At 32.9% G+C, this 24,403-nt stretch carries 28 protein-coding genes; 13 read left to right on the forward strand and 15 right to left on the reverse strand.

Features of this window, described 5'->3' with window-relative positions; translation table 11 throughout:
* Nucleotides 1-27 precede the first annotated feature (27 nt).
* The 3 genes from ABD940_RS04475 to ABD940_RS04485 all read left to right on the forward strand — a co-directional run bounded on the left by ABD940_RS04475 (nucleotide 28) and on the right by ABD940_RS04485 (nucleotide 1,809).
* Entirely contained in the window at nucleotides 28-660 is a 633-nt protein-coding gene (locus ABD940_RS04475; protein ID WP_345200575.1) for a hypothetical protein, read from the forward strand.
* Between the two features lie 124 nt (nucleotides 661-784).
* Nucleotides 785-1,306 (forward strand): 3'-5' exonuclease, encoded by a 522-nt coding sequence (locus ABD940_RS04480; protein ID WP_345200576.1) that lies wholly within the window; start codon nucleotides 785-787, stop codon nucleotides 1,304-1,306.
* Nucleotides 1,307-1,341: 35 nt separating this feature from the next.
* Nucleotides 1,342-1,809 carry a DUF2628 domain-containing protein gene (locus tag ABD940_RS04485; protein ID WP_345200577.1) on the forward strand — a complete coding sequence of 156 codons (468 nt, stop codon included), beginning with the start codon at nucleotides 1,342-1,344 and terminating at the stop codon, nucleotides 1,807-1,809.
* A 154-nt stretch (nucleotides 1,810-1,963) separates the two neighbouring features.
* Here the strand turns inward: ABD940_RS04485 and ABD940_RS04490 are convergent, their stop codons facing one another.
* The 4 genes from ABD940_RS04490 to panD all read right to left on the reverse strand — a co-directional run bounded on the left by ABD940_RS04490 (nucleotide 1,964) and on the right by panD (nucleotide 5,450).
* On the reverse strand, nucleotides 1,964-3,169 hold the full coding sequence (locus tag ABD940_RS04490) for an ankyrin repeat domain-containing protein (RefSeq protein WP_345200579.1): 1,206 nt from the start codon (nucleotides 3,167-3,169) through the stop codon (nucleotides 1,964-1,966).
* Between the two features lie 82 nt (nucleotides 3,170-3,251).
* The gene (locus tag ABD940_RS04495; RefSeq protein WP_345200580.1) at nucleotides 3,252-3,827 is read right to left on the reverse strand and encodes a TerD family protein; all 576 of its coding nucleotides are present in this window, start codon (nucleotides 3,825-3,827) and stop codon (nucleotides 3,252-3,254) included.
* Nucleotides 3,828-4,012: 185 nt separating this feature from the next.
* Nucleotides 4,013-5,095, reverse strand: coding sequence for a lysylphosphatidylglycerol synthase transmembrane domain-containing protein (locus ABD940_RS04500; protein WP_345200582.1), 1,083 nt, complete (start codon nucleotides 5,093-5,095; stop codon nucleotides 4,013-4,015).
* A 4-nt stretch (nucleotides 5,096-5,099) separates the two neighbouring features.
* Entirely contained in the window at nucleotides 5,100-5,450 is a 351-nt protein-coding gene (gene panD / locus ABD940_RS04505; RefSeq protein WP_047399636.1) for an aspartate 1-decarboxylase, read from the reverse strand.
* Nucleotides 5,451-5,849: 399 nt separating this feature from the next.
* Between panD and ABD940_RS04510 the strand changes: the two genes are divergently transcribed.
* Nucleotides 5,850-6,164 (forward strand): HU family DNA-binding protein, encoded by a 315-nt coding sequence (locus ABD940_RS04510; RefSeq protein ID WP_326984925.1) that lies wholly within the window; start codon nucleotides 5,850-5,852, stop codon nucleotides 6,162-6,164.
* Between the two features lie 75 nt (nucleotides 6,165-6,239).
* Here the strand turns inward: ABD940_RS04510 and pdxH are convergent, their stop codons facing one another.
* Nucleotides 6,240-6,884 (reverse strand): pyridoxamine 5'-phosphate oxidase, encoded by a 645-nt coding sequence (gene pdxH / locus ABD940_RS04515; RefSeq protein ID WP_345200584.1) that lies wholly within the window; start codon nucleotides 6,882-6,884, stop codon nucleotides 6,240-6,242.
* Nucleotides 6,885-6,908: 24 nt separating this feature from the next.
* On the opposite strand from pdxH, the gene ABD940_RS04520 reads away from it, so the two are divergent.
* Entirely contained in the window at nucleotides 6,909-7,457 is a 549-nt protein-coding gene (locus ABD940_RS04520; protein WP_345200586.1) for a YqgE/AlgH family protein, read from the forward strand.
* Between the two features lie 109 nt (nucleotides 7,458-7,566).
* On the forward strand, nucleotides 7,567-8,148 hold the full coding sequence (locus ABD940_RS04525) for an N-acetylmuramoyl-L-alanine amidase family protein (RefSeq protein WP_345200587.1): 582 nt from the start codon (nucleotides 7,567-7,569) through the stop codon (nucleotides 8,146-8,148).
* An 81-nt stretch (nucleotides 8,149-8,229) separates the two neighbouring features.
* Here the strand turns inward: ABD940_RS04525 and ABD940_RS04530 are convergent, their stop codons facing one another.
* From ABD940_RS04530 to ABD940_RS04570, 9 genes are all read right to left on the reverse strand, one after another.
* Nucleotides 8,230-9,039 (reverse strand): aminotransferase class IV, encoded by an 810-nt coding sequence (locus ABD940_RS04530; protein ID WP_345200589.1) that lies wholly within the window; start codon nucleotides 9,037-9,039, stop codon nucleotides 8,230-8,232.
* A gap of 80 nt (nucleotides 9,040-9,119) precedes the next feature.
* Entirely contained in the window at nucleotides 9,120-9,506 is a 387-nt protein-coding gene (locus ABD940_RS04535; RefSeq protein ID WP_345200590.1) for an START-like domain-containing protein, read from the reverse strand.
* 188 nt (nucleotides 9,507-9,694) lie between these two features.
* The gene (locus ABD940_RS04540) at nucleotides 9,695-10,870 is read right to left on the reverse strand and encodes an aspartate aminotransferase family protein (RefSeq protein ID WP_345200716.1); all 1,176 of its coding nucleotides are present in this window, start codon (nucleotides 10,868-10,870) and stop codon (nucleotides 9,695-9,697) included.
* A 452-nt stretch (nucleotides 10,871-11,322) separates the two neighbouring features.
* A complete protein-coding gene (locus tag ABD940_RS04545) occupies nucleotides 11,323-13,065 on the reverse strand; it encodes an OstA-like protein (protein ID WP_345200592.1) in 1,743 nt (580 codons plus the stop codon).
* Nucleotides 13,066-13,068: 3 nt separating this feature from the next.
* Nucleotides 13,069-13,542, reverse strand: coding sequence for a Fur family transcriptional regulator (locus ABD940_RS04550; RefSeq protein ID WP_072954526.1), 474 nt, complete (start codon nucleotides 13,540-13,542; stop codon nucleotides 13,069-13,071).
* 67 nt (nucleotides 13,543-13,609) lie between these two features.
* Entirely contained in the window at nucleotides 13,610-15,604 is a 1,995-nt protein-coding gene (locus ABD940_RS04555) for a KUP/HAK/KT family potassium transporter (RefSeq protein WP_345200593.1), read from the reverse strand.
* Between the two features lie 123 nt (nucleotides 15,605-15,727).
* Nucleotides 15,728-16,708 carry a pyruvate dehydrogenase complex E1 component subunit beta gene (locus ABD940_RS04560; protein WP_345200594.1) on the reverse strand — a complete coding sequence of 327 codons (981 nt, stop codon included), beginning with the start codon at nucleotides 16,706-16,708 and terminating at the stop codon, nucleotides 15,728-15,730.
* A 108-nt stretch (nucleotides 16,709-16,816) separates the two neighbouring features.
* Entirely contained in the window at nucleotides 16,817-17,233 is a 417-nt protein-coding gene (locus ABD940_RS04565) for a DUF2147 domain-containing protein (RefSeq protein WP_345200596.1), read from the reverse strand.
* Between the two features lie 151 nt (nucleotides 17,234-17,384).
* The gene (locus ABD940_RS04570; protein ID WP_345200597.1) at nucleotides 17,385-19,316 is read right to left on the reverse strand and encodes an LTA synthase family protein; all 1,932 of its coding nucleotides are present in this window, start codon (nucleotides 19,314-19,316) and stop codon (nucleotides 17,385-17,387) included.
* Nucleotides 19,317-19,454: 138 nt separating this feature from the next.
* Between ABD940_RS04570 and ABD940_RS04575 the strand changes: the two genes are divergently transcribed.
* From ABD940_RS04575 to ABD940_RS04595, 5 genes are read left to right on the forward strand one after another with little or no spacing between them, the layout of a single operon-like run.
* Nucleotides 19,455-20,168: a CDP-alcohol phosphatidyltransferase family protein gene (locus ABD940_RS04575; RefSeq protein ID WP_345200598.1), complete on the forward strand. Its 714-nt coding sequence runs from the start codon at nucleotides 19,455-19,457 to the stop codon at nucleotides 20,166-20,168.
* Nucleotides 20,169-20,223: 55 nt separating this feature from the next.
* Nucleotides 20,224-20,988 (forward strand): exonuclease domain-containing protein, encoded by a 765-nt coding sequence (locus ABD940_RS04580; RefSeq protein WP_345200599.1) that lies wholly within the window; start codon nucleotides 20,224-20,226, stop codon nucleotides 20,986-20,988.
* The gene (locus tag ABD940_RS04585) at nucleotides 20,989-21,387 is read left to right on the forward strand and encodes a putative signal transducing protein (protein ID WP_345200600.1); all 399 of its coding nucleotides are present in this window, start codon (nucleotides 20,989-20,991) and stop codon (nucleotides 21,385-21,387) included. It begins immediately after the preceding gene.
* Between the two features lie 15 nt (nucleotides 21,388-21,402).
* Complete coding sequence (locus ABD940_RS04590; protein WP_345200602.1) at nucleotides 21,403-22,008, forward strand: fumarylacetoacetate hydrolase family protein; 606 nt, start codon at nucleotides 21,403-21,405, stop codon at nucleotides 22,006-22,008.
* A 59-nt stretch (nucleotides 22,009-22,067) separates the two neighbouring features.
* A complete protein-coding gene (locus ABD940_RS04595; RefSeq protein ID WP_345200603.1) occupies nucleotides 22,068-22,505 on the forward strand; it encodes a universal stress protein in 438 nt (145 codons plus the stop codon).
* 83 nt (nucleotides 22,506-22,588) lie between these two features.
* On the opposite strand, the gene ABD940_RS04600 is transcribed toward ABD940_RS04595, so the two are convergent.
* A complete protein-coding gene (locus ABD940_RS04600; protein ID WP_345200604.1) occupies nucleotides 22,589-22,822 on the reverse strand; it encodes a DUF6341 family protein in 234 nt (77 codons plus the stop codon).
* Between the two features lie 42 nt (nucleotides 22,823-22,864).
* Between ABD940_RS04600 and ABD940_RS04605 the strand changes: the two genes are divergently transcribed.
* On the forward strand, nucleotides 22,865-23,770 hold the full coding sequence (locus tag ABD940_RS04605; protein WP_345200605.1) for a DUF6427 family protein: 906 nt from the start codon (nucleotides 22,865-22,867) through the stop codon (nucleotides 23,768-23,770).
* Nucleotides 23,771-23,778: 8 nt separating this feature from the next.
* Nucleotides 23,779-24,363, forward strand: a complete 585-nt coding sequence (locus ABD940_RS04610; RefSeq protein WP_345200606.1) for a DUF3109 family protein — start codon at nucleotides 23,779-23,781, stop codon at nucleotides 24,361-24,363.
* Nucleotides 24,364-24,403: the final 40 nt, after the last annotated feature.

A 24,403-nucleotide genomic window follows, 5' to 3' on the forward strand; every position in this document is an offset into this window, starting at 1 on the left:
GAAATTTGCTTTAGTTTATCTTAAATAATGGAGAAAAATTATCTGGAAATTGCCCGAAAATATGTTTATGAAACTATAGGTGAAGAATTAGAAAGTATTGAAGATTATGATGATATTTTTTGCTTCTTTTATCAATCAAAAAAATATTTAGAGACTTTAGATTTCAGAGATATGCTTGTAGGACAAGGTCCTCAATTAATTATAAAATCTGACGGCAGAATCATTCCTTTTGGAAGTGCTTACACTTCCGATACTGCGATAAGGGAAACTAGGAAAAAGATTCTCATTGAAAAAACAATCAGAAAAGTCTGTCCAAACTACAATTATTGGTACGATAACTACGTTCTTATCATCGATAAAGTTTTCAACGAAAACAAATTAATATCTATTTTAAAAGATCATCGTGCAACTTATATAATTCCAGAAGTTATCGGAAATTCTATTTATCGTGTGGGAAAAGTTTATACCAAAAATGATCTGATAAAAAGATTTCAAAATCCTCCTGCAAGTTTTAGTACTTTTTACGGTTTGTATTCTGAACTTTTGATAAAGTTGACGGAATCTTATTGTTGTAACTTTAGTATTAAACCCAAAAAAAACAGAAAATTCGCTTCTTCTGTAGAATATGCTACAGAAAAAGATTATGAAACTGTTTGGTAAAATCATGTAATGAGATAAGGAAAAAGAAGTTTTTTGAACTTTTGTAAATAATTAAATTTTCAATTATAATTTCGATATATTCGTTTTTTAATAAAAATATTTTAACCTAAAAACACAAAAGAATATGAGCTACATTATGGTCGATATAGAATCGGATGGTCCGATTCCCGGGGATTTTTCGATGATTTGCTTTGGAGCAGTTTTGGTAGATGAAGGTCTGGAAACTACTTTTTATGGAAAATTAAAACCTATTTCAGAAAAATTCAATCCTGATGCTTTGGCGGTTTCCGGTTTTAGCAGAGAAGAAACAATGGAATTTGATGATCCAAAAGAAGTCATGCTGAAATTCGAAGAATGGATCAAAGAAAATTCTAAAGGAAGACCTATTTTCATCAGTGATAATAATGGTTTTGACTGGATGTTCATTTGTTGGTATTTCCATCATTTTATCGAAAGAAATCCTTTCGGATATTCGTCGAGAAGGCTTGCTGATCTTTATTGCGGACTGGAAAAAGATACTTTTGCACAATGGAAACATTTAAGGAAAACAGAACATACGCATCATCCCGTTGACGACGCAAAAGGAAATGCAGAAGTTTTGCTTTACATGAAAAAAGAATTAGGATTGAAAATTGGGCTGAAATAGAAGTTTCATTATTTTCGCCGACATAAAAACAAACCATGAAAAACGATATCGAATTATATGAGAGTTTCTTTCAGGAAAGAAAAGATTATTATCTGGAGAAATTAGAAAAATATGAAAAAGGTAAAAAGTTTACATTTAATTACGCAACCTTAATTTTTGGATTATTTTGGTTTCTCTACAGGAAAATGTATCTGGAAGTTATCATAATTTATTCATTACTAATCCTGGAAACCCTGTTCGAAAACTTATTTCTTAAGCATATCATCGGAGAGGAACAGGCTATTGTTTTCAATATTTGTTTTACAATAGTTTTTTTAATCTGCATAGGATTTACCGGGAATTTACTATATCTGAAAAAATCTAAAAGAATAATAGAGAAAGCCAAAGAAAAACACTCTGATTATGAAGAGCAAAAGAATTTTGTCACAAAAAAAGGCGGAACAAGTTTTCTTTTAGTTGGAATTTTAATTGTTGTGATTGTTATAATTTTAGCATTAAAATAGATCAGACTTCAAAATAAAGGTACATTAATAATTTACGATTCATTAAGTGATTACTTTAAAAATTTCCTCAGAATTAATTTTTACTGAAAATTAATTCTGAGGAAATTTATTTGTATGATTATTTTAATTTAGATCAGTTCTTCAAATATCTTATCTATTTTTTCTTTGGTGTCAGAAGCTTTGCCATTTCGTGATCATTCCAATGTTCGGCTACTTCGCGGGCTGTAATACCTTTTTTAAGCCCACAAAATTCTTCGGTTCCACCCTTGGTAAGATCAACGCCATTTTTAATCAATAGTTTTGCCATATCAGGATGCCCTCCCGAATCTGCCAAAAAGTGTGCGGGCGTCCAACCTTTTCCGTCCACGATGTCCGTTTTTGGATTTTCGTTCCATTTGTAAAATGCTTTTAACCCGTCCAGACGCTTGCTGCGCGAAATATAATGCAAAGGTGTGATTCCGTCACTGCCATTGAAGCCAAATGAAGCACCTTTTTTAGCTAAAGCAGTAATGACTTCAGCCTCACCTACAGAGCATGCCATAATCATAGGCGTACTTTCGTCTTGATTCTGAATATTAACATCGGCACCATTGTCAATTAGGTGTTTTATAAGATATATACATTTCACATACTCCATGAGTCCGTCTGGACCCCAAGAATAGCCCGCAATATCATATTGGTCGCTCATCGATAACACCCTGCCTAATTCATTAACACCACCTTTATATGGTTTGATGTATCGAAAGCAGCCGTTTGTAATTTGGTATTTGACATTAACACCCGAATTGCTACCAACCGAACTCCAGGATTCTATTTTAGTTCTTTCAAGCTGGTACAAGACATTAAGAAGTGGATTGTTCCCTGATTCATCAATTGTATTAATATCAGCACCCAGATTTGCAATGCGGTATCCGAAGGTATAACTTCCGAAAGATGCAGCAACATTCAATGCCGTTTTTTGCTCATGGTCCCGTGCTTCGAATGGCATTTTTTTAATTTCATTTATATCAAGAATTTCGTAAAAATCAATAGCTGCAGCAATATGTAAAACCGTGCCCAAACTATTGGTAACGACATTTAAATCTGCGCCATGCGCTATTAATTCCCTTACGATAGCGAGATGTTTTTTAGAAGCAGCCAAATGCAGAGGATAAAACGATTGATGATCGGCAACGTTTGGATTCGCTCCTTTTTCGAGCAAAGCTTTTACTATATTTGCATGTCCGTTGAATGCGGCACAGTGCAAAGCACCCGAGTTTGGTCCCATCGCATTTGGATCTGCACCGTTATTTAATAATTCGTTTACTGTTGTTTCATTTCCTGCTTCAGAGGCAAGTACTAATTCTTTGATTAAATCCATTTAGTTTTCTTATGGTTATTTGTTTTTTTGATGGCGTTATTTTTCCTCGAATTAATTGCCATTTGTTATTCGTTTTTTTAAATTATTTGATAATTTGTCCTTTATAATATTTCTCAAGGAAAAATCCTAAGTCAGCTCTGTAACCGATTCCTGAAGCCTCAAACTTCCAGCTACCGTTTCGTTTGTATAATCTTCCGAATTCGATTCCTGTTTCGATGGAAAAATCTTCATCCAGCTCATATTTTGCAATTTCCTGATGAGTAAAATTATCAATAATTCTGATATATGAATTTCTTACCTGCCCGAAGTTTTGTTTTCTCCGCTCAAAATCTTCTATTGTAACAACAAAAAGAATTTCTTCTACTCTTTGATCTACTTTTTCTAAATCTACAATAATAGATTCATCATCGTCTCCATCACTGTTTTTCCCACTCGGATCGTCACCTGTATGTGTGAGAGCTCCATCAGGAGAATTCAAATTATTATAAAAAACAAAATATTCTTCACTCACTAGTTTCCGATCCGCATCAATCATAATTGCCGAAGCATCAAGGTCAAAATCATATCCCATTCCATCATTCGGATCCCAACCAAGACCAATCGTCATTTTTGTAAATCCTAAATCTATTCTTTGTCCTTTCTGTAAATTAATTGCCATAATAATGTAATGTATTTTATGTAACCGCAATTCGAAGTTATGGCTGTTTTAGGAATTTTCCAAAATATTTTGTGATAAAAATTTATGTAAATTGCGACTTATAGAATTGAAAGATTGCAATATTCAGCATAAAAAAACCGATCATAGTGACCGGTTTTTATATTTTAAATGGAAAATAAGTGAACTTATTCTAAAATTTCTTTATCTGTAATTATATTATTTCTTGCTTTTGCCAACATCGGAATTGAAATTAATCCCATTATCAACATAATACAAATCTGTAATGGTAAAGAGATGAACGAATACGTTAATCCTACTTCTCCTCCAAGCTCACCACTTTTCCCCATTGAAATAAATAAAGCCATAAAACCATATTTCATAGCAAGGTTAAAAGCTCCGATTCCTCCACTCGCAGGAATAATCATTCCGAAAGTTCCCACAACAAGTATTAAAAATCCATCGTCAAAAGTAAAATCTGTAGTTTCCGGCAATGCAAAACATACTAAATATGCCGCAAAATAATATGAAACCCAGATTCCTATTGTATAAAGGATAAACTTTCCTTTTTCTTTTAATTTAAATACAGATGTTAAACCCTGTAATATACCTTTTCCAAAGTTGATTAATTTTTCTTTTTTGAACTTGTAAAAAAGAACTAATCCTATCAGAATCAAAACTACAATTACAATTTTTAAATAGAAATAAAAAGAATCAAAATCATTTACTCCAACCTTCATCATTTGTCTTTCAAAAAGATTCGGAACAAATTTTTCTTTTTCATCTTTCTTTTCCATTACAAAATGGTAGAACGACAGAATAGTATCAAATTTAAATATTGCTGTTAAACATAAAAACACAACCATACAAACCAGATCAACTACTCTTTCCAAAATAATTGTTCCAAAAGACTGATCGACAGGAACTTTTTCTACGCCGTATAAAGCTGTTGCTCTTGCTACTTCTCCACTTCTTGGAATGGTAAGATTCATTAAATATCCGAACGATATCGACCAAAGCGAATTTGAGTTTGAAATATTGTGTCCCATAGGTTCCAACATCAGATTCCAGCGAATCGCTCTGAACCAATATGCGGAAATTCCGAAACAGGCTGCAAATAAAACCCACCAGTAATTGGCTTTTGCCAAAGATTTCTGAATCACTTTAAAATCTAAACCTTTTAAAGCAAACCACAAAAAAAAGCCTGCAAAAGCAAGCGAGATTACTATTGTTAAGATTGATTTTAGAGGATTTTTTGATTTTTTCTCCATCGGATTAAGTCAAAAGATTGGTCTTTTCGTCCGGGAAAACAATTTTTGGCTGAAAACTTTGTGCTTCTTCAGGAGTCATCTGAGCATAAGCAATGATAATAATAATATCATCTCTCTGTACTTTTCTTGCAGCAGGACCGTTCAGGCAAACTTCCCCCGATTTTCTTTTTCCTTTGATGACATACGTGTCAAAACGCTCACCGTTATTTACATTTACGATATAGACTCTTTCTCCCACTACCAAACCTGCAGCCTCAATAAGGTCTTCATCTATCGTGATACTCCCAATATAATTAAGGTCAGAAGCCGTTACTCTCACCCTGTGAATCTTAGACTTAAAAACTTCTATTAACATGGTGCAAATTTATTAATAAAAATTAATAAATTGGTGTTTTAAAATGAATTTAAAACTAACAGATACACAGGCTTTTAATTTTATTAAAAATAATTTTATTTGATTTTACTTACAAAATCTCTAACCATATCATGAAAACCGTTAATAGTTTACACGTAATTTCGGATTTAATAAATATAAAAAATAATTTTCAAATTTTGCTAAAGTCAATACACATAAGCATTTGGCATGATTTTAGTAACGTGTAACGTAGATTTTTCGTGAAAAGTGGAATTATCATATTTTAACCATTTTAACCTAAAATCAAAAATATTATTTATTTTTTTACAAAAAAATTGCACATTTACAAAATATTATTATATTTGCTATAATTACGAACTAACTTTAATATTAAAAATTATGAACAAGTCTGAATTAATCGACGCAATCGCAAAAGATGCAGGAATCACTAAAGTTGCAGCTAAAGCTGCTTTAGAATCATTCATTTCTAACGTAACTACTACTCTAAAGAAAAAAGACGGAAAAGTTTCTTTAGTAGGATTCGGTACTTTCTCAGTAGCTGAGAGAGCGGCTAGACAAGGTATTAACCCTGCAACTAAAAAGCCAATCAACATCGAAGCTAAAACTGTTGCTAAGTTCAAAGCTGGTGCAGATTTATCTACAGCTGTTGCTACTGCTAATGCGCCTGTTGCTGCTGGTAAAAAGAAAAAATAATCATTCAGATTATAAAAATTCAAAACCTCATCAGTTGATGAGGTTTTTTTATGGTAATTATAAGGTATCAATTATTTAGGGTGCTAATCTTGAAATTTTCCAATCCAGATTATCAATTAATTCATAAATAATTCTGTCATGAAGGCGGTTTGGTCTTCCCTGCCAAAATTCTATTTCATAAGGCTTTGCGATATATCCTCCCCAGTTTTCAGGTCTTTTAACTTCACTGTTTTCATATTCTTTTTCTAAATCTTTCAATTTATCTTCCAAAAATTCTTTATTGGGAATAATCTGACTTTGTGGAGAAACCGCTGCTCCAAGCTGACTTCCTTTTGGTCTTGAATGAAAATATCCATCACTAAGGTTTTCTGCAATACGTTCTAGATTCGCTTTAATAATAATTTGACGCTCAAGATTCGGCCAAAAGAAATGAAGACAAGCTTTATGCGTCTTTTCAATTGATTTTCCTTTTTTACTGTCGTAGTTCGTATAAAAGATAAATCCTTCATATGTATATTCTTTAAGTAAAACCATTCTCGTACGCGGACAACCATCTTCTTCTACCGTAGAAATAGCCATAGCATTGGCTTCTGAGATGTTTGGGTTTTCACTTGCTTCCAAAAACCAGTCACGAAACTGTTCCAAGGGATTTCGTTTTATCTCACTTTCAATAAGTTGGGATTTCTCGTACACTTTTCTTTTGTCGTGCAGGTTTTCCATAAATATTTTTTATTAAATTTGAGTATGAATTACTCTTACAAAGGTAAAATATTAATTTCCACACCTGACATTTCCGGCGATATTTTTTCGAGATCGGTGGTCTTGGTTATTGAACATAACGAAAACGGTGCATTTGGTTTAATATTAAATAAAAAGAACAGCCAAATGAGTAGTAAGTTCAAAAATTTCTTTGATTTCAAGATCGAAGTTTATGACGGCGGTCCCGTGGAAAATGATAAAGTTTTTTTTATCGTAAAAGGAAAAAAAGTAACCGAATTATATACAGAAATTACTCCTGAATTTTATTTAACGGAAGATATAGAAAATATCATCAGTCATGTTTTGAGTGGTGAACTGGATATTAATGATGTTAAAATTTTCTCAGGATATTCTGGATGGACAGCGATGCAGCTTGACAGCGAGATTCAGAAAAAAGTCTGGACCGTTGTAGAGGTTTATAATCTGGATTACACTTTACCCAATGATCAGACTCTTTGGAAATCTATCATGCAGAATTTGGGTGGAGAATATCTTTTATGGGCAAATTCTCCAGAAGACATTTCTTTGAACTGATATTTTTTAAGTCCCTGAAAGCAAGTTAAATATTTAACAAACTTTAAGAATCCATTAACCAATTTTAAGCAAAGAATTTCCGTTATTTGATAAACCAAAATTTACTGATATGAAAGGGACACGATTACTTGCTTTATCAATTTTTTCTGCAGCGTTTTTATCTTTCACTCCTGTCAATAAAAAATTAATTATTATCGATGCCGGTCATGGCGGAAATGATATGGGAGCTAATAAAAATGGCATTTATGAAAAAAATATTGTTCTGAATATCGGGAAAGAAATTCAAAAATTCAATAATACTCAGGATAAATACGAAGTAATTTTAACGAGAGATAATGACACATACAGTCAGTTAACCGACAGAACAACTCTTATTAATAAACTAAATCCTGAAATGGTAATTTCCCTTCATGTAAATAGCAACCCGAAAGCTGAAGCTACGGAAGAAGGACAAGAAATCTATACACAGAATACTGAGGATTCAAAAAAACTCGCAGATAAAATCTCTAAAAAATTCAATGTTCAGAAAATTGAAGAAAAAAATCTTCATATTTTAAGAGAATCTAAAGCTCCGACTGTTTTGGTGGAACTTGGATTTATCAATAATACAAAGGACAGAGAATATATGACCAGCGAAAAAGGTCAAAAAGAAATTGCACAAAAATTCGTAGAAGTTTTCAACGAATACTAAATAAAAAACAATTCTGATCTATTCAGAATAAAACCCGGTAAAGGACTTTGGAACTTTGTTGTTTACCGGGTTTGTCAATTTTTAGAAACCTCCTTTCCAGCTTTCTACCAATTCTAAAAAGCGGGTGTTTCCGAAAGTTTTATTTCTTATTTTACCTACAGAAAATATCCCTTTTTCATCCGAAATCAATAAAATTTCTTCGGCTTTCTGAGACTCAAATGCGATAATCTCATGTTCCTGTATATCTGCAAGATTATTTTTATGTAAAAAAGTAACAAAATTTTCCATCAAAGGAGAAATGTAAGCTCCTTCTGTCTGTTTGGGAACTTTTATGACATCGCCTTCCAAAAATAAAAGATTTCCAAAGGTTGTACGTGCAATTCGTTTATTCGGATTTAATAGAATAACATCATCAAGGTCGTTTTCCTCTGCATAAATTCCACCATAAATATTTTCCGGACTATGAACACGGATATTACTTAAAAGGTTATTATTAACGTTAATTTCCTTTATTAAATCCAATTCCAAAGCTCTTTCATGTACCGCCAAAACATCATTCATTTCCAATACTTCATAAAAATATGAAACTGAAGATTTTGACAAGGTAATTCCGTCAGTATTTCTGAAAACCTGAAAATTGATAATTCCGTTCTGAATTCTCTTCCCATCAATAACATCTTTCTGGAAAAGTGACTGGAAAAACTCAAGCGTATAAGTAAGAGGAATATTCAACCTCATTTTTCTCATGGAAGCCATCAGGAAGAAATAACATTCTTCGTCCATGATCAATTTACTATTTCTCACAAAGAAAGAAACCTTCACAGCATCACCTGAAAGAAAGGCTCTGTTCTTCACATTTAATTCGTCTGATGTAAAATATTGATTTTCCAATTTTTAATCTGATTTGTTTACAAAAAAAATAATGAACGATAAATCGTTCATCAGTTTTTATCATTTAGCACAGCTTACGTTTAAGCAGCACCCAATTTTATTCTAAGATTTTCGATAAGATTTTCCCAATACATAGCATTTTCGTTCTCGTCACCTTCTTCACAGAAATCTGTAATATTTAATGCTAAATCTTCAGTAATATCATCAATTGTGATAGTCATTTCAAAGAAATTTTTTGTTCCTTCATCCTCTTCCCATCTAAAACGAACAAAACCTTCAGGCTTATATCTAATTAAAGTCGCCTTCTCAGCAGGACCTCCTCCCCAACTGAAAAAGAAGTCATCACCTTTCTCTGTTACCTCATCCGCAAACCATTCAGACAATCCCTCTGCAGTTGCCAGATATTCGTATAAAATCTCTGATAAACAGTGCATTGGAAATTCGTAATGGACTTTATGTTTCGCCATATAATCTTTGTTTTAATCGTCCCGCAATATATAAATTAATTTTTTTATTACACAAAAATGTGTTTACTTTTTTACATAATCTTCATGATATTTGTCACAGATTTTTAAATATGTGTTTAATCTCAGATTTAATAGAATAACACCACTTTTTTGCATAAAAAAACTCTTCAGAAGAAGAGCTTTTTGTTTTAATTTTCATTCAGGACATCAAGAATAATCTTACATCCCTCTGTTATTTCTTCTTTTGAAATCGTCAGTGGCGGAGAAATTCTTAAATATTCATTTCTGTATAATTGCCAGAAAACGATCAGACCTTTATCCATACATCTTTTTGCAACCTTTAAAGTATATTCCGGTGAACCAAGATTTACAGCTAACATCAAACCTTTTCCATTAATATTTTTTATTTTAGGATGAACTAAAAGTTCTCTGTACAATTTTTCTTTTTCGTCAACTTCATCCATTAAACCGCTTTCCAAAACTTCTTTTAAAGTAGCATGACTGGAAGCTGCAATCAAAGGGTTTCCTCCAAACGTTGTAATATGTCCTAATTTTGGAGAGTGCGCCAAAGTTTCCATGATTTCTCTTGAACTCATAAAAGCTCCTACAGGAACGCCGCCTCCCATTCCTTTTCCCATCACCAAGATATCGGGAACAATTCCGAAATGTTCAAAAGAAAATAATTTTCCTGTTCTTCCGAATCCCGGCTGAATTTCATCAAGAATTAAAAGAGCTCCGACTTCTTCACATCTCTTTTTTAACTTAATTAAATAATCATCATTTGGAACTAAGAAACCAGCCGCTCCCTGAATTGTTTCCAAAATAACACAGGCGGTTTTTTCTGTGATCTTATCAAAATCATTTTCATTATTAAATTCAATGAAGGAAACCATCGGCAGCAAAGGGCGGAATTCTCTTTTGTGCGTTTCATTTCCCGAAACACTTAAAGCTCCATGCGTATTTCCGTGATAAGAATCTTTAAAAGAAACAATCTCTTCTCTTCCGGTGTATCTTTTTGCTAATTTCAAGCTTCCATCAATGGCTTCAGCACCACTATTTACCAAATATGTAATTTCTAAGGGATCAGGAGTTGCTTCCGCCAAAAGTCTACATAACGCTACCGGTTTTTCCTGAGCATATTCTCCGTAAACCATTACGTGAAGATATTTTTGTGCCTGTTCTTTTATGGCATTTACAACTTTCGGATGAGAATGTCCCAAAGTATTTGCTGAGACTCCTGCTACAAAATCCAGATATTTTCTTCCGTCTTTTCCATAAATATAACTTCCTTCTGCTTTTTCAACTTCAAAACCTGCTGCAAACTTTGTCGTTTGAGCCTGATATATAAAAAAATCTTTTTGCATTTCCATTTTCCTGAAAAATTTTAGCAAAGCTAAAAAACATTCGCCAAACTCTGAAACAATCCTGATAGAATAAAAAAATCGCTCACAGTAAAATCCGTAAGCGATACCACCAAATCACAAAATATTAATATAGTTTCATATATTTCTGTGATAAATATATATAAAAAAAAGATTCAAAATACACATTCTTTAAAAAATATTTAGTTTAGGTATCGATATAAAAAACTAATTCAACATTTAATGAATATAAATCAACAGAAAAACATAATTGCCATGAGGCTTTTGAATTCACTAGATTTTGAATAAATTCACTCTGAAAATTTTAAATTTTAACACTTAAACAGCAGTTATGACCTTTATTTTAAGGGATTTTTATAAAATAATTCACCATTTCCAATGAAGAAAATGGTGAATTAATATATTTTTTCTGAAATTTCGTAATGAAAAGTGAATTATCGCCTTACACGTTTAGGTTTTTTGGCTTCTTCTTTGGCTTTTTCTTTTTCGATTGCTTCCTGCGCTTTATCGTATAGATCATTATCAGTCGAATATTTTACTTCTTCATAATTAGGCGTATCAACGAGAATATCCCTCCATTTTAAGATCCTGTCTTTTGTATTCCAATTGAAATCCGGGAATTTTCTTTTTGCAGGTTCTATTTTACTCATCGGATAGGTATCTGAATTCGCTCCGATATTACAAGCTACGACATACAACATTTTTTCTTCAAAAATCGCGTCTATAATTCCACAAGAAGTAAGAGAGATACCAATTCTTTCTTTTTCCTTTGTCTCTTCATTCTCATCATCAGAATATGTGATTGACTGAGCGTTTCCGATTACTTTTGCTTCCTTAATATTATTATCTTCACCATAGTAAATTGTCATTAATTTCCCTTTTACCTGATTGAATTCGTCTTTCATATTCAGGGAATCAACTTTACTAATAGCGAAAGCATTTCCAAGAACTTTTAAAGAATCTATGTTTTCTTTTTCTGTATTAAAGTAAGCCTCCACTTTGTCTCCTGTAACCTGCTTTCCGTTGCTCCAAAGAATTGGATCTTTGTACATGTGAAGAACTCCGTCTGTTTCATTAAAAGCAATAGAATCTGCTCTTCCCTGTGCATTTGATTTATAAAACCTTCCTTTTCTGAATGCTCGAAGGAAACTTTTTTTAACTTTAATATCCGCAGGATCCGGTCGCTGGAAAGAAAGAATTTTTTCTGCTGCAAAATACATTGAATCTTTTTCTAAAGCTTTTACTGCATAAGGATTTTTGGTCATCATTGCAGAGTCTTTCTTTTCGTAAATCTCTCCGTAACCTCCCTTTATCCATCTTCTTTCATTAGGATCATCCAATGTTACATTTCCTGTTGCCTTCCCAAAACCAGTCAACTGGTTATAATACATTTCGTCACCCGTAAGAATCTTATTATTATAATAAACTTTTGAATTTTTATATAAGAAAGCTTCCTTAGTATTTGTATTATAATTCCCTTTATCTGTAACGATACGGTTTAGAGGATTTTTCTTGTTGGTAATTACTGTAGGACCGTTAATATCTACAATATTTGTATTTTGATGCTGAACAACATTATCTCCTTCCAAAACATATTGAGCATCTTCAATCTTCACTCTTCCTGTAAGATCGATTGTACGCGTTGTCAAAAAATAAGTTGCAGATTTTGCATACGTTGTACTTTTTCCGTCATTGATTGTACCTCCCGTATTATAATAAGCCTGATTTGAAACTTTGTCATAATACATTGTTTCAGTTTTAATGACCGTGCCTTTCGGATCTGTAAGAACTACATTTTTTCGAGCAATCCCACGTTGGGTATTGCCGTCGTACTCCATTTCATCCGCTGTAATTACAGAACCGTCTGCATTTTGAAGTTTTACATTTCCAATTGCTTTTATAAAGTTTTGCTCTTCATAAACAATTACCAAATCTGCATTCAACAAAGAACCTTGATGTGAAAACTGAACATTTCCCGTAAAATAATTATTTCCATCATACTTATCATCCTTTCTCAATTCATCAGAATGGATATGCTTCACCTTTTCCGCAGGTGGAGCATTTTTTTTCGGGGTTGTCGCAGGTGTAAAATACGGATCTTTCTGCAAAGATTTCGGCTGATCCTGCGCAAAAGCAAAAGTTGAAATAAAAACTAATAAAACAAAAATCAGTCTCATTGATTAATCATTCTTAGTACCATAAAAATACAGCGAATGAGAATCAATTTTTACGCCAAATGCCTCTTCAATTGCTTCTTTGATACCTTGAATTCTTGGGTCACAAAACTCAATGATCTCTTCGATCTCCTTGTCTGAGTCTTTTTTATAGATCACCAAATGATCATGTTGTTTATCAAAATAAGACTTTTCGTAAGAAGAAGACGTTAATGTTTTTTCTCCGAACTGATGCTTACGAATTAATCCCGCATCAAGGAAAATCTCAATAGTATTGTAAATTGTTGCTTTGGAAACATGATATTTTTTCTGCAGCATCAAAAGATACAGATCATCAACATTGAAGTGATGATCCATATTATAAATTTCTTCTAATATTGTATATCGTTCAGGAGTGTTTCGGAAACCTTTTTCTAATAAATAGTTTCTTAGAACATCCTTAATAAGCGCAATATTTTTTTCTTTTTGTATAGTATCCATCAAAAAAATTATCTACAAATTTATCGATTTTTATTTAAATAAATATTGTAACATAATGTTAAAGAATTTAACTGTTATGACGAATGAATTCACATTGCTGGATTTTAGAATTTCCAACACAATCCTCCGTCATAGGCGCAGATTCTACCACTACATTGTGCGAAGTGATACCCCACGCTTTGAAATCATCACTACCAATATATTTAACAAAATTGTAGATATTCAGTATAATTTTCTCTTTTACAGTAAGAAGTATATCGTTGATATAGGTATTGTCTATAATTACATACTTCATATCCGGCGGAATATTGTGTGCTCTCAGCGAAGGATGGCTACTTCTTGAAGGAATTGTTCCGTCTGCCATTAAATCCCTCATCACCATGTCAAAATAATCATTAATTCTTCTGTCGATCTTAAATCCTAACATGAAATTAATTTTATAAATCGTTCCCGGAAGAACCTCATCCACTGCATATTTGAAAGTATATGGATCTTCCTGATTGGTAATCGTCAAGATAAAATAATGATCTGCTCTCTTTGGTTGTTTCTTAATGATTGAATAAATAATTTTCGATTCAATTTCATCATTTCTTTTTGCACGGCTCAGGTAAGCTAAGTTTGTAGCATATTTTGGAATAGTTTCATCCAGCTTCATATCCTTAATAATAGGAATATAATTCTCTAATTTGATGAATTTGATGAATTTTGTTTTAATAGATCTACCATTATACCAAGCATACATACAAACTCCGATAAATCCTGCTAAAATCACTGTAATCCAACCTCCGTCGAAGAATTTAATGATATTCGCACTGAAAAATCCTAATTCAATCGACATATATACCAAAGCAAACACAAGGATCAATCCCTTATTCACTCTATGTTTTAACAGCCAGAACATTAATAAAATGGTCGTCATCAACATCGTAACAGTAATCGAAAGACCATAAGCCGCTTCCATTTTACCAGATTCTTTAAAGTGAAGAACTACGATAACACACAGAATAAGTAATCCCCAGTTAATTCTTGGAATATACATCTGTCCTTTTACCCCGGAAGGATAATCAATTTTCTGATTTGGCCATAAATTCAGCGACATTGCTTCAGAGAAGATCGTAAACGATCCCGTAATCAACGCCTGACTCGCAATAATTGCTGCTGCAGTTGCCAAAATTACTCCCGGAACAACCATCCATTCCTCAAGAATTCCGAAAAAAGGATTAATTACAGCAAAACCAGGTTTTCCATAATTTGTTAAAAGCCAAGCTCCTTGTCCAAGATAGTTTAAAATCAACATGATCTTTACAAATGCCCAGCTTACTCTGATATTTTTCGCACCACAATGTCCCAAATCTGAGTAAAGAGCCTCTGCTCCCGTCGTACACAGGAAAACAGCTCCTAAAATCACAATCGCGCTTGGCGAATTTACAATAAGTTTATAAGCATAATAAGGGTTGAAAGACCTTAAGATCTCGAAGTTCTCGCTTAAATGTGATAATCCTAATCCTCCCAAAACCAAGAACCAGATCACCATCACAGGTCCGAAAAATTTTCCGATAAAACTTGTTCCAAACTGCTGAACAACAAAAATTATAATCAAAATTCCAATGGTAATAGGAACTACCGGTGTATGCGGATTATAAATCTCAAGCCCTTCAATAGCGGACATCACCGTTAATGAAGGCGTAATTACACCATCTGCAATAAGTGCTGCTGCTCCTACAATTGCAATGAGATACAGCCAGCCTTTTTTCAGATTTTTAACTAAAGAGAATAATGCCAAAATACCACCTTCTCCTTTGTTATCTGCTCGTAAAGCAATAATAACGTACTTAATCGTCGTCTGAAGAGTAAGCGTCCAAATAATACAGGAAAGAGCTCCTTCGATGTATTCATTGAAAGGCATCGTACTTCCGCTTTCCCTTGCGTTCACGATTGCTTTCATTACGTAAAGCGGTGAAGTACCGATATCTCCAAAAACGATTCCCAGAGAAACTAAAACACCAATGAAAGAAAGCTTCTTAATGTCAAAATGATGACCGCCTTCTGTAACTTCTGCCATACCAGCTGATTTTATTTTTAAAAGCGCAAATTTAAATCAAATTTATAACCCCATGAACTTTTATCCATGAATAGAATAAATGAAAAAACTTCCTTTCGGAAGTTTTTCTCTATAATCATGTAATTACTTTACGTACATTGCTTTTTTGATTTCCTCTTTTACTTTTTCAAGTTTTGGGAACCATTCTGCAAATAGTGCAGCTGAATAAGGTGCAGGAGCATCAGGAGTAGTAATTCTCTTGATTGGAGCATCCAAATAATCAAATGCTTTCTGCTGAACCATATATGTAATTTCAGAAGCTACTGAACCAAATGGCCAAGCTTCTTCCAAAACAACCAGTCTGTTTGTTTTTTTAACGGAAGTTAAAACTGTATCATAATCCAAAGGACGCACAGTTCTAAGATCGATAACTTCTACAGAAATACCTTCTTTAGCCAAATCCTCAGCTGCCTGAATAGCTAATTTCATGATTTTTCCGAAAGAAACCAAAGTCACATCAGTTCCTTCTCTCTTGATATCTGCCTTCCCAATTGGTAAGTAATATTCCTCCTCAGGAATTTCCATTTTATCTCCGTACATCTGTTCAGATTCCATGAAAATTACAGGATCATTATCCTGAATAGCTGTTTTCAACAATCCTTTCGCATCGTAAGGGTTTGATGGAACTACTACTTTAAGACCCGGAATGTTTGCAAACCAGTTTTCAAAAGCCTGAGAGTGAGTAGCACCCAACTGACCTGCAGAAGCGGTAGGACCACGGAAAACAATAGGACAATTCCACTGACCGCCGCTCATCTGGCGGATCTTAGCCGCATTATTGATAATCTGATCGATACCAACCAATGAGAAATTGAATGTCATATACTCTACAATTGGTCTGTTCCCATTCATCGCAGCTCCTACAGCAATCCCTGTAAAACCAAGCTCAGCAATAGGTGTATCGATTACTCTCTTAGGACCAAATTCATCAAGCATTCCTTTTGAAGCTTTATATGCACCGTTGTATTCTGCAACTTCCTCCCCCATTAAAAAGATGGATTCGTCTTTACGCATTTCCTCGCTCATTGCCTGTGCAATTACCTCACGAAAAGTATATTCTGCCATATTTATTTGAAAAATTTAGAGTACAAAAATAGTGTTTTTTTATTATTTACATACAAAAACGACACTTCATTTGAATGAAATGCCGCTTATTACTTTTATTTAATATAATTAATTAACTTTTTGCCAAGTCTGCGATCTTCCGATGAAAGATAATCCTACATATCCTCTTACATTCAGGTTGTCTCCACTTCTTGTGATCGTACATTTGTAAGTTTTACCAGTTTTAGGATCTGTAATTGTACCTCCAGTGAATTCATCTCCGTCTTTTTTCAGACCTCTGATAATTTCCATACCTAAAATAGGCTTGTTTTTTCTGTCATCCTTACAGTCTACACAGTTAGGATTTGCAGGCTTTATCAATAACTGGGAAACTTTCCCAAAATACTGATCTCCTTTTTTATAGATTTCTACGATAGACTTTGCCTGTTTTGTTTCATCATCTATTGTTTTCCATTTTCCTTCGATCTGAGCAAATGTCATTACTCCAAATAACGAAAGAACGAATGTTAATAATAATTTTTTCATATTTCTTATAGTTTTAATTTCAATAAAATAATTTCGTTGTCTATTTACTGTTAAAAATATAAATTAATTTCACACCAACAAAAAATTTTATTATACAAGGCATATATTACAATAGATGTACCAATTATTTGCATTTGACATTTGCTAACTACTAATACATTTTTCTATTAATAACTCTGTTCATATAATCCTGATACCAAGCCTTTGCAATTTGTTTTCCTTTTTGTACTTCAGTATTATTTTTTAGCTGATCCATCAGATTTTTTTCTAAGCCTAAATCTGTTTTATCAAAAATTCCAATGATTTCTTTTCCATCGAAACGATAAATATAATTTCCGATGATAAATTGCTCAACCGTTCCGTCAGAATTCGCAATAATTGGCGAATATTGTTTTTCGCTTACCAGACTTCTTCCCCAGCTTCTAATTTTTTTGTTGTAACCAATTAAATCTGCCAAAGTTGGATAAATGTCAATCTGTTGAGTCAATTCCTGATTCACGCCTTTTAATTTATATTCAGGATTGGGAGAATAAAAAATCAAAGGAACTGCAAAACGATTCATTGCTTTATCATATTCAGGATAATAAATTTCATTAGTGTGATCTCCTGTGAAAACAAAAATTGTATTGTTGTACCAAGGTTGCTTTTTCGCTGTTTCAAAATACTTTTTAATAGAATAATCCGTATATTGAATCGGCTCATGCATTTGACTTTTCCCTTTTTTAAATTTTCCGTTATATTTTTCAGGAATTTTAAAAGGATGATGCGAGGAAGCCGTGAAAACCGTCGTCATAAAAGGCTGTGTTTTTCCTACATTTTTAGCAAAATATTGTAAAAACGGTTCGTCCCAAATTGCCCAGATTCCATCGAAATCTGCATCATTATTATATTCTGTCTTGCCGAAATAGTGTTTAAAACCAAGAATATTTCCAAAGCCTAAAAATCCCATAGAACCATTCGGAGCGCCATGATAGAAAGACGTATCGTATCCCATTTCATTGCAGACCGATACAATCGACTGAATTTTTTGATTGGAATACGGTGAACTTGTAAATGCATCCGTTAAGCTTGGAATTCCTGCCAAAACAGAGCTCATTCCGTGGATTGATTGTCTTCCGTTAGCAAAAGTGTTCGGAAAAATCAAACTTTCATTCGCCAAACTGTCGATAAATGGCGTGTAAGAAACGTAATCTTTAATATTTTTATCTTTATTAAAAGCTCCGGAATATTCTCTTCCAAAGGATTCTACGATGAAAATTACAATATTTGGTTTGTTAGCAACTTTTCTGTCATACTCTTTATAAGGCTGAATATTTTGATCAATAAATTTTTCATCAACAAAATGAACTTCCTTAAAATTATTCGTATTTAATGTTCTGAAAAAAGAAAATGTACTGTTCAAAACCATATTTCCCTGAGAAGGAAGTTTAACAAAACGGTTTGCATCAACCAAATTGATTGGTCTTGTGCTATGTTTGAAATCTCCGCGAATTCCGCCAACCGCCAAAACCGCCGTAATACAAAGCGTAAGAATCGACCATATAAAATACGGAATCAGCTTTACGGGTTTATTTTCCTCGACTTTTACTCTTTTATACAGGAAAACCCAAAGCCACATTAGAACTACAAACCAGATCAGCACAAAAGGATTCTGTACAATCGAAGATGTGAAAACTTTGAAAATATTATTTTCATGTTGCGCCACCTGAAGCGCCGCAGAAGTCAATCTCATCTGGGAAAACTTGAAATAAACCATATCCCCGAAATTCATAGCATAGGCAATTCCGTTTGTGATAAAGTACAGCCAGAAAAGTACTTTCTGATAAACTTTTTTTGTATTAATAACAATCGGAATGATACTTAATAATATGAATAAAGCATTCACATATAAGATCGCCGTCGTGTCAAACGCAATTCCGTGAAAAGAAAGACTGAAATAATCTGAAACAGAATCTATCTTTATTAAATCTCTATTGAAATACCAAAACAGCAATCTTGCGATCTGATAGAAAAAATATGCTAAAAAAATTCTGTACAAAAGCACCAGAACTTCCTGTCTTCTAAATTCTTTAAACAATTTCATGGCGCAAATTTACATTAAATTCAAATTAATTTAATAATTTATCAATGTTACAATCAGCCAATTTGTTCATAATTATTCCTTAAAACTTTGTTACGTTGTTGGATTGCTACATTAATATAATGTTTTAATTTTGCATCTATGAGTTTTATTAAAAATAATCTTGCTAACGCAATCACACTTGGAAATCTGTTTTCCGGTTGTATAGGCGCGATCCATTTGATTTTGGGTGATTATCAAACGACTGCAGTATGCATTATTCTCTCTTTGATCTTGGATTTTTTTGATGGTTTTGTAGCGAGAGCTTTGAAAGCGAATTCTAATTTGGGCACTCAGCTTGATTCTTTGGCGGATATGGTGAGTTTTGGGTTAGTTCCGGGATTGACGATGTATGCAGCATTAGAACCTTTTGGAAAGATATTTTTAGGAACAGAATTACCTTTCGAAATCAAATATTTAGGATTATTTGTTACGCTTTTTTCTTGTTTAAGATTAGCTATTTTTAATTTGGATGAAGACCAGAAATATTATTTTAAAGGATTGAATACACCTTCTAATACTATTTTAATTTTCGGATTGTATTATGCGTTTAAACAAAATCAAAGCTTCGAATTTTTATTTAATAATGAAATTTTCTTAATTATTTTGATTATTCTTTGTTCTTGGCTTTTAATAAGTCCTATAAAAATGATCGCAATGAAATTCAAATCGATGAAATTACAGGACAATTATCCGAAAGTCGCTTTATTAATTGGCTCAATTATTATTTTGATTATCTTTAAAACTGTCGGAATTCCGATGGTAATTATCTATTATATTTTAATTTCTATTTTGTTTCAGAAACAACTTAATTAGAAATTAAAAAACACTTTAAAATTTATCACATTAACACATTTTCAAATTATTAGAAATGAATTTAAAACTATATAAACCTCTTTGCATTTTTGATTTAGAAACAACAGGAACCAACATTGGAAAAGACAGAATTGTAGAAATCTGTATTTTAAAAGTAAATCCTGATGCATCAAGAGAAAGCAAAACATGGAAAGTAAATCCTGAAATGCCAATCCCAAAAGAATGCAGCGAGATCCACGGAATTTATGATGAAGACGTAAAAGATGCTCCGACTTTCAGAGAAATTGCTTCTAAAGTGGTTGAAATGATTACTGGCGCAGATTTGGGAGGTTTTAATTCTAACCGATTTGATGTTCCTTTATTAGCTGAAGAATTACTTCGTGCTGATTTTGATTTTGATCTTAGTAAGTTTAAATTAGTCGATGCACAGACAATTTTCCATAAAAAGGAACCTAGAAATTTAGGCGCTGCGTATCAGTTTTATTGTGGAAAAACATTGGAAAATGCCCATTCTGCAGAAGCTGATGTGATGGCAACTTTCGACGTTTTGGATGCACAAGTTGGAAAATATGATGATATTCCTAATGAAATTGCACAATTAAGCGAGTTTACATTCCATAATAAAAATGCAGATTTGGCAGGTTTTATCGGGTATAATGATAAAAGTGAGGAAGTTTTCAACTTTGGAAAATATAAAGGGCAAGGTGTAAAAGCTGTTTTCAAGAAAGATCTTGGATATTACGGATGGCTTCAAAATGCTGATTTTCCATTATATACAAAGAAAGTTTTTACTAAAATTCAATTATCAAGCAAATTTTAAATGAGCGAACTGGTTAAATTCAAATTCTACGAAACTGCGCTTCAAGCCAATCGGGACAAACAAATTCTGGCGGAAAGCGGAATCAACAGCTTTATTGCGAATGAACAGCTGATCCAGACTGATTGGTTGCTTTCTCAGGCAGTTGGCGGAATTCAGCTGCAGGTTTTTGAAGAAGATCTGGAAAAAGCGAATCAGGCTTTACAGGATTATAAAGAAAATGAAGAATTTTCATTGGAAGTAGAACATACAATCGAAAACCCTGAGTTTGATTTTGTATGCCCGAAATGCGGCTCCAATCATATTTACAGAGACGACAGTGCCACAAGTTTCTTTGGAATTTCGATTCTTACAAGTCATAAGTTCGTTTGTTATTACTGTGGAAATGAATTTACCCATTAAAAATTTTAAATAATTATGAAAATAATCTGCATAGGAAGAAATTACGGTGAACACGCAAAAGAATTGGGAAACGAAATTCCTGAAAGTCCGGTAATTTTTATGAAGCCGGATACAGCCGTTTTGAAAGGAAACGATTTTTACATTCCTGAATTTTCCAATGATGTTCATTATGAACTGGAAGTTGTCGTGAAAATTTCAAAAGGTGGAAAATATATCCAGAAAGAAATGGCACACAAACATTATGAAGAAATAGGATTGGGAATCGATTTTACGGCACGAGATCTTCAAAGTGAACTAAAATCTAAAGGTTTGCCTTGGGAATTGGCAAAAGGTTTTGATGGTTCTGCAGTGGTTGGAAACTTCTTCAAAAAAGAGAATTATAATCTTGAGTCTCTGAATTTTTCATTATTAAAAAACAAAGAAAAAGTTCAGGATGGAAATACAAAAGACATGATCTTCACGATTGATGATATTATTGCTTTTGTTTCACAATATTTTACGTTGAGAGTCGGAGATTTAATTTTTACAGGAACTCCAAAAGGTGTCGGAAAAGTTGAAGAAAACGACATTCTTGAAGCTTACCTTGAAGATGAAAAAATTCTTGACATCCGAATATTATAAGTAATTTAACATAACTTTTGGCATAATTTTCCTATCTTTAGTAAACAAAGTTAAAGGTTATGATAAATATTGTAGTACCCGTAGATTTTGGGGATAAAACAGAACAACTTGTAGAAGGTGCAGTAAAATTCGCAAAACAGGTAAATGGTAAAATTTTCCTGATTCATGTGGCTCCTTCGGATATTGGTTTCGCTATCGGAGATATGGGATTTCAATATTTTCCGGAGGTTGAAGAAAATGAGATCCGGGAAGAATTGGTTCAGCTAAACAAAATCGAACAGAGAATTCTTGCCCATGAAGTAGATTGCGAACATCTTTTAAAACAAGGTCTTGCGAAAGATATTATTCTGGAGCATTCTAAAGCAAAAAACGCAGATTTCATTGTGATGGGATCGCATGGAAGAAGCGGAATTTACGATGTTTTCGTAGGAAGCTTAACTAAAGGAATCACAAAAGATTCAAGTATTCCTGTTTTGGTGCTTCCGATTCATGACTAAATTAAAAATTTAATTTTAATCGTTAATATAAAAAAGCCGACCAAATAAAAATTTGATCGGCTTTTTACTATATAACCAATTAATTAACCTTCTTTTTTGTAGATATTCGGATCATAGTAAGGATGCTTACCTTCCGTAGGGGAAAAATAGTCTTTATCTTTATTGCCACCCAATGTAACAACTAAAACGTAGCACCAGTAAGTGAACAATACGCAGCAAACTGTAAACAAGATCCAGTTTAAAACGTTTCCAAATGTATCGTAAAAACCGAAAGACCATTTGAAAACTTTACTTAAGAATAGAAAGAAAGACGTCATTATTTTCCTTTTTTAAATTAACTTTGTACAAATTTATAAAAAATGTTTAGATTACTTTCAAAAGAAAGCAATATTTTTTCAATTCCTGTTTATATTGGTTTTCTTCTGTTAATAGTAATAACTTTTAACTTTTTGAATTTCAACACTTATGAGGGCATTATCGCAGGAATTACTTTCTTGGGAATTGCATTGGGATATTTTTGTTTTCACAGCATTGCGCTCAATTATCAGACGCATTTGCCTTTATTTTTGTATACATTTTTTATTTTTGGGTTGTATCCTGGGAATTTAGACATAGGAATTGCCGTCTCATTACTTACCAATTCGTTTCTTTTGCTTCTTCTTACAAGTACAAATGAAGACATCAGAAAAAAATCTTATGTTTTGGTGGGAGCCATTGTTGCTTTGAATTTTATTTTCCTTCCGACAACCTGGCCAATGGCGGTTTTTGTGATTATTCACGTAATTGCAACTTCGGAAAGAATTGGTCTAAATATTTTCAGATTTTTGCTGGGGATTATTTTAATTGTTTTCAGCTATTTTTCGGTGATGTTTTTCTTTAATTTTACCAATTGGAATCTCGATTACTTTCCGTTTGGAAAAATGAAACCGATCACAGATTATACAGAATTAATTCCTTTAATTCCTGTTGTATTAATGTTGATCTACGCAGTGTACGACCATTTTAGAAATTATAATAAAAAGAGCCCTATAAGCCGATACAAATACACTTTTTTATTGGTTTTTTCTGTGGCACAGCTGGTTACTATTATTCTTTACATGAATAAAAGTTATGAATACTTACTTCTTCTTGCCTTTCCTTCAACAATTATTATCAGCAGAATGTTGAAATTTTTGCCAAAATACTGGATGCAGGAAGTAAGCTTGTGGTTGATTATTTTTAGTTTAATCGGTTTTAAAGCCGGAACTTATTTTGATTTATTTTAAAAAAGATTATGATTCAGATAGACGATAAATTGATCTCCGAAGATATTTTTTCTGAAGAGTTTGTTTGCAACCTTTCGAAATGTAAAGGTGCATGTTGCGTGGAAGGCGATGTAGGAGCGCCATTGGATAAAGATGAATTGGAAATTTTAGATACTATTTTTGATAAAATTAAGCCTTATCTTACTCCTGAAGGCATTAAATCCGTTGAAGAAATCGGAACATGGACGACTGATCCAATTGACGGAATGTACGTAACTCCAATGGTTGATAATCGTGAATGTGCTTATGTAACTTTCGACGAAAGAGGTATTACAAAATGTGGAATTGAGAAAGCATACGAAGATGGTGCGATTGACTGGCAAAAGCCTATCTCATGCCACCTTTACCCGATTCGTGTAAAAGAATATTCTACGTTCAAAGCATTGAATTATGATGTATGGAGTGTATGCAGCGATGCATGTACTTTAGGAAAAGAATTACAAGTTCCTGTTTATAAATTCCTGAAAACTCCTTTGATCAGAAAGTATGGTGAAGAATTCTATGAAGTTCTGAGTGAAGTAGCTGATGAATGGAAAAAAGAATATGGTTCTTAGTTGAATACAAGAATTTCTAAAATTCTTTCCAATATTAAAA

The organism is Chryseobacterium ginsengisoli (assembly GCF_039542325.1).
GTDB classification, from domain to species: Bacteria; Bacteroidota; Bacteroidia; order Flavobacteriales; family Weeksellaceae; genus Chryseobacterium; species Chryseobacterium ginsengisoli.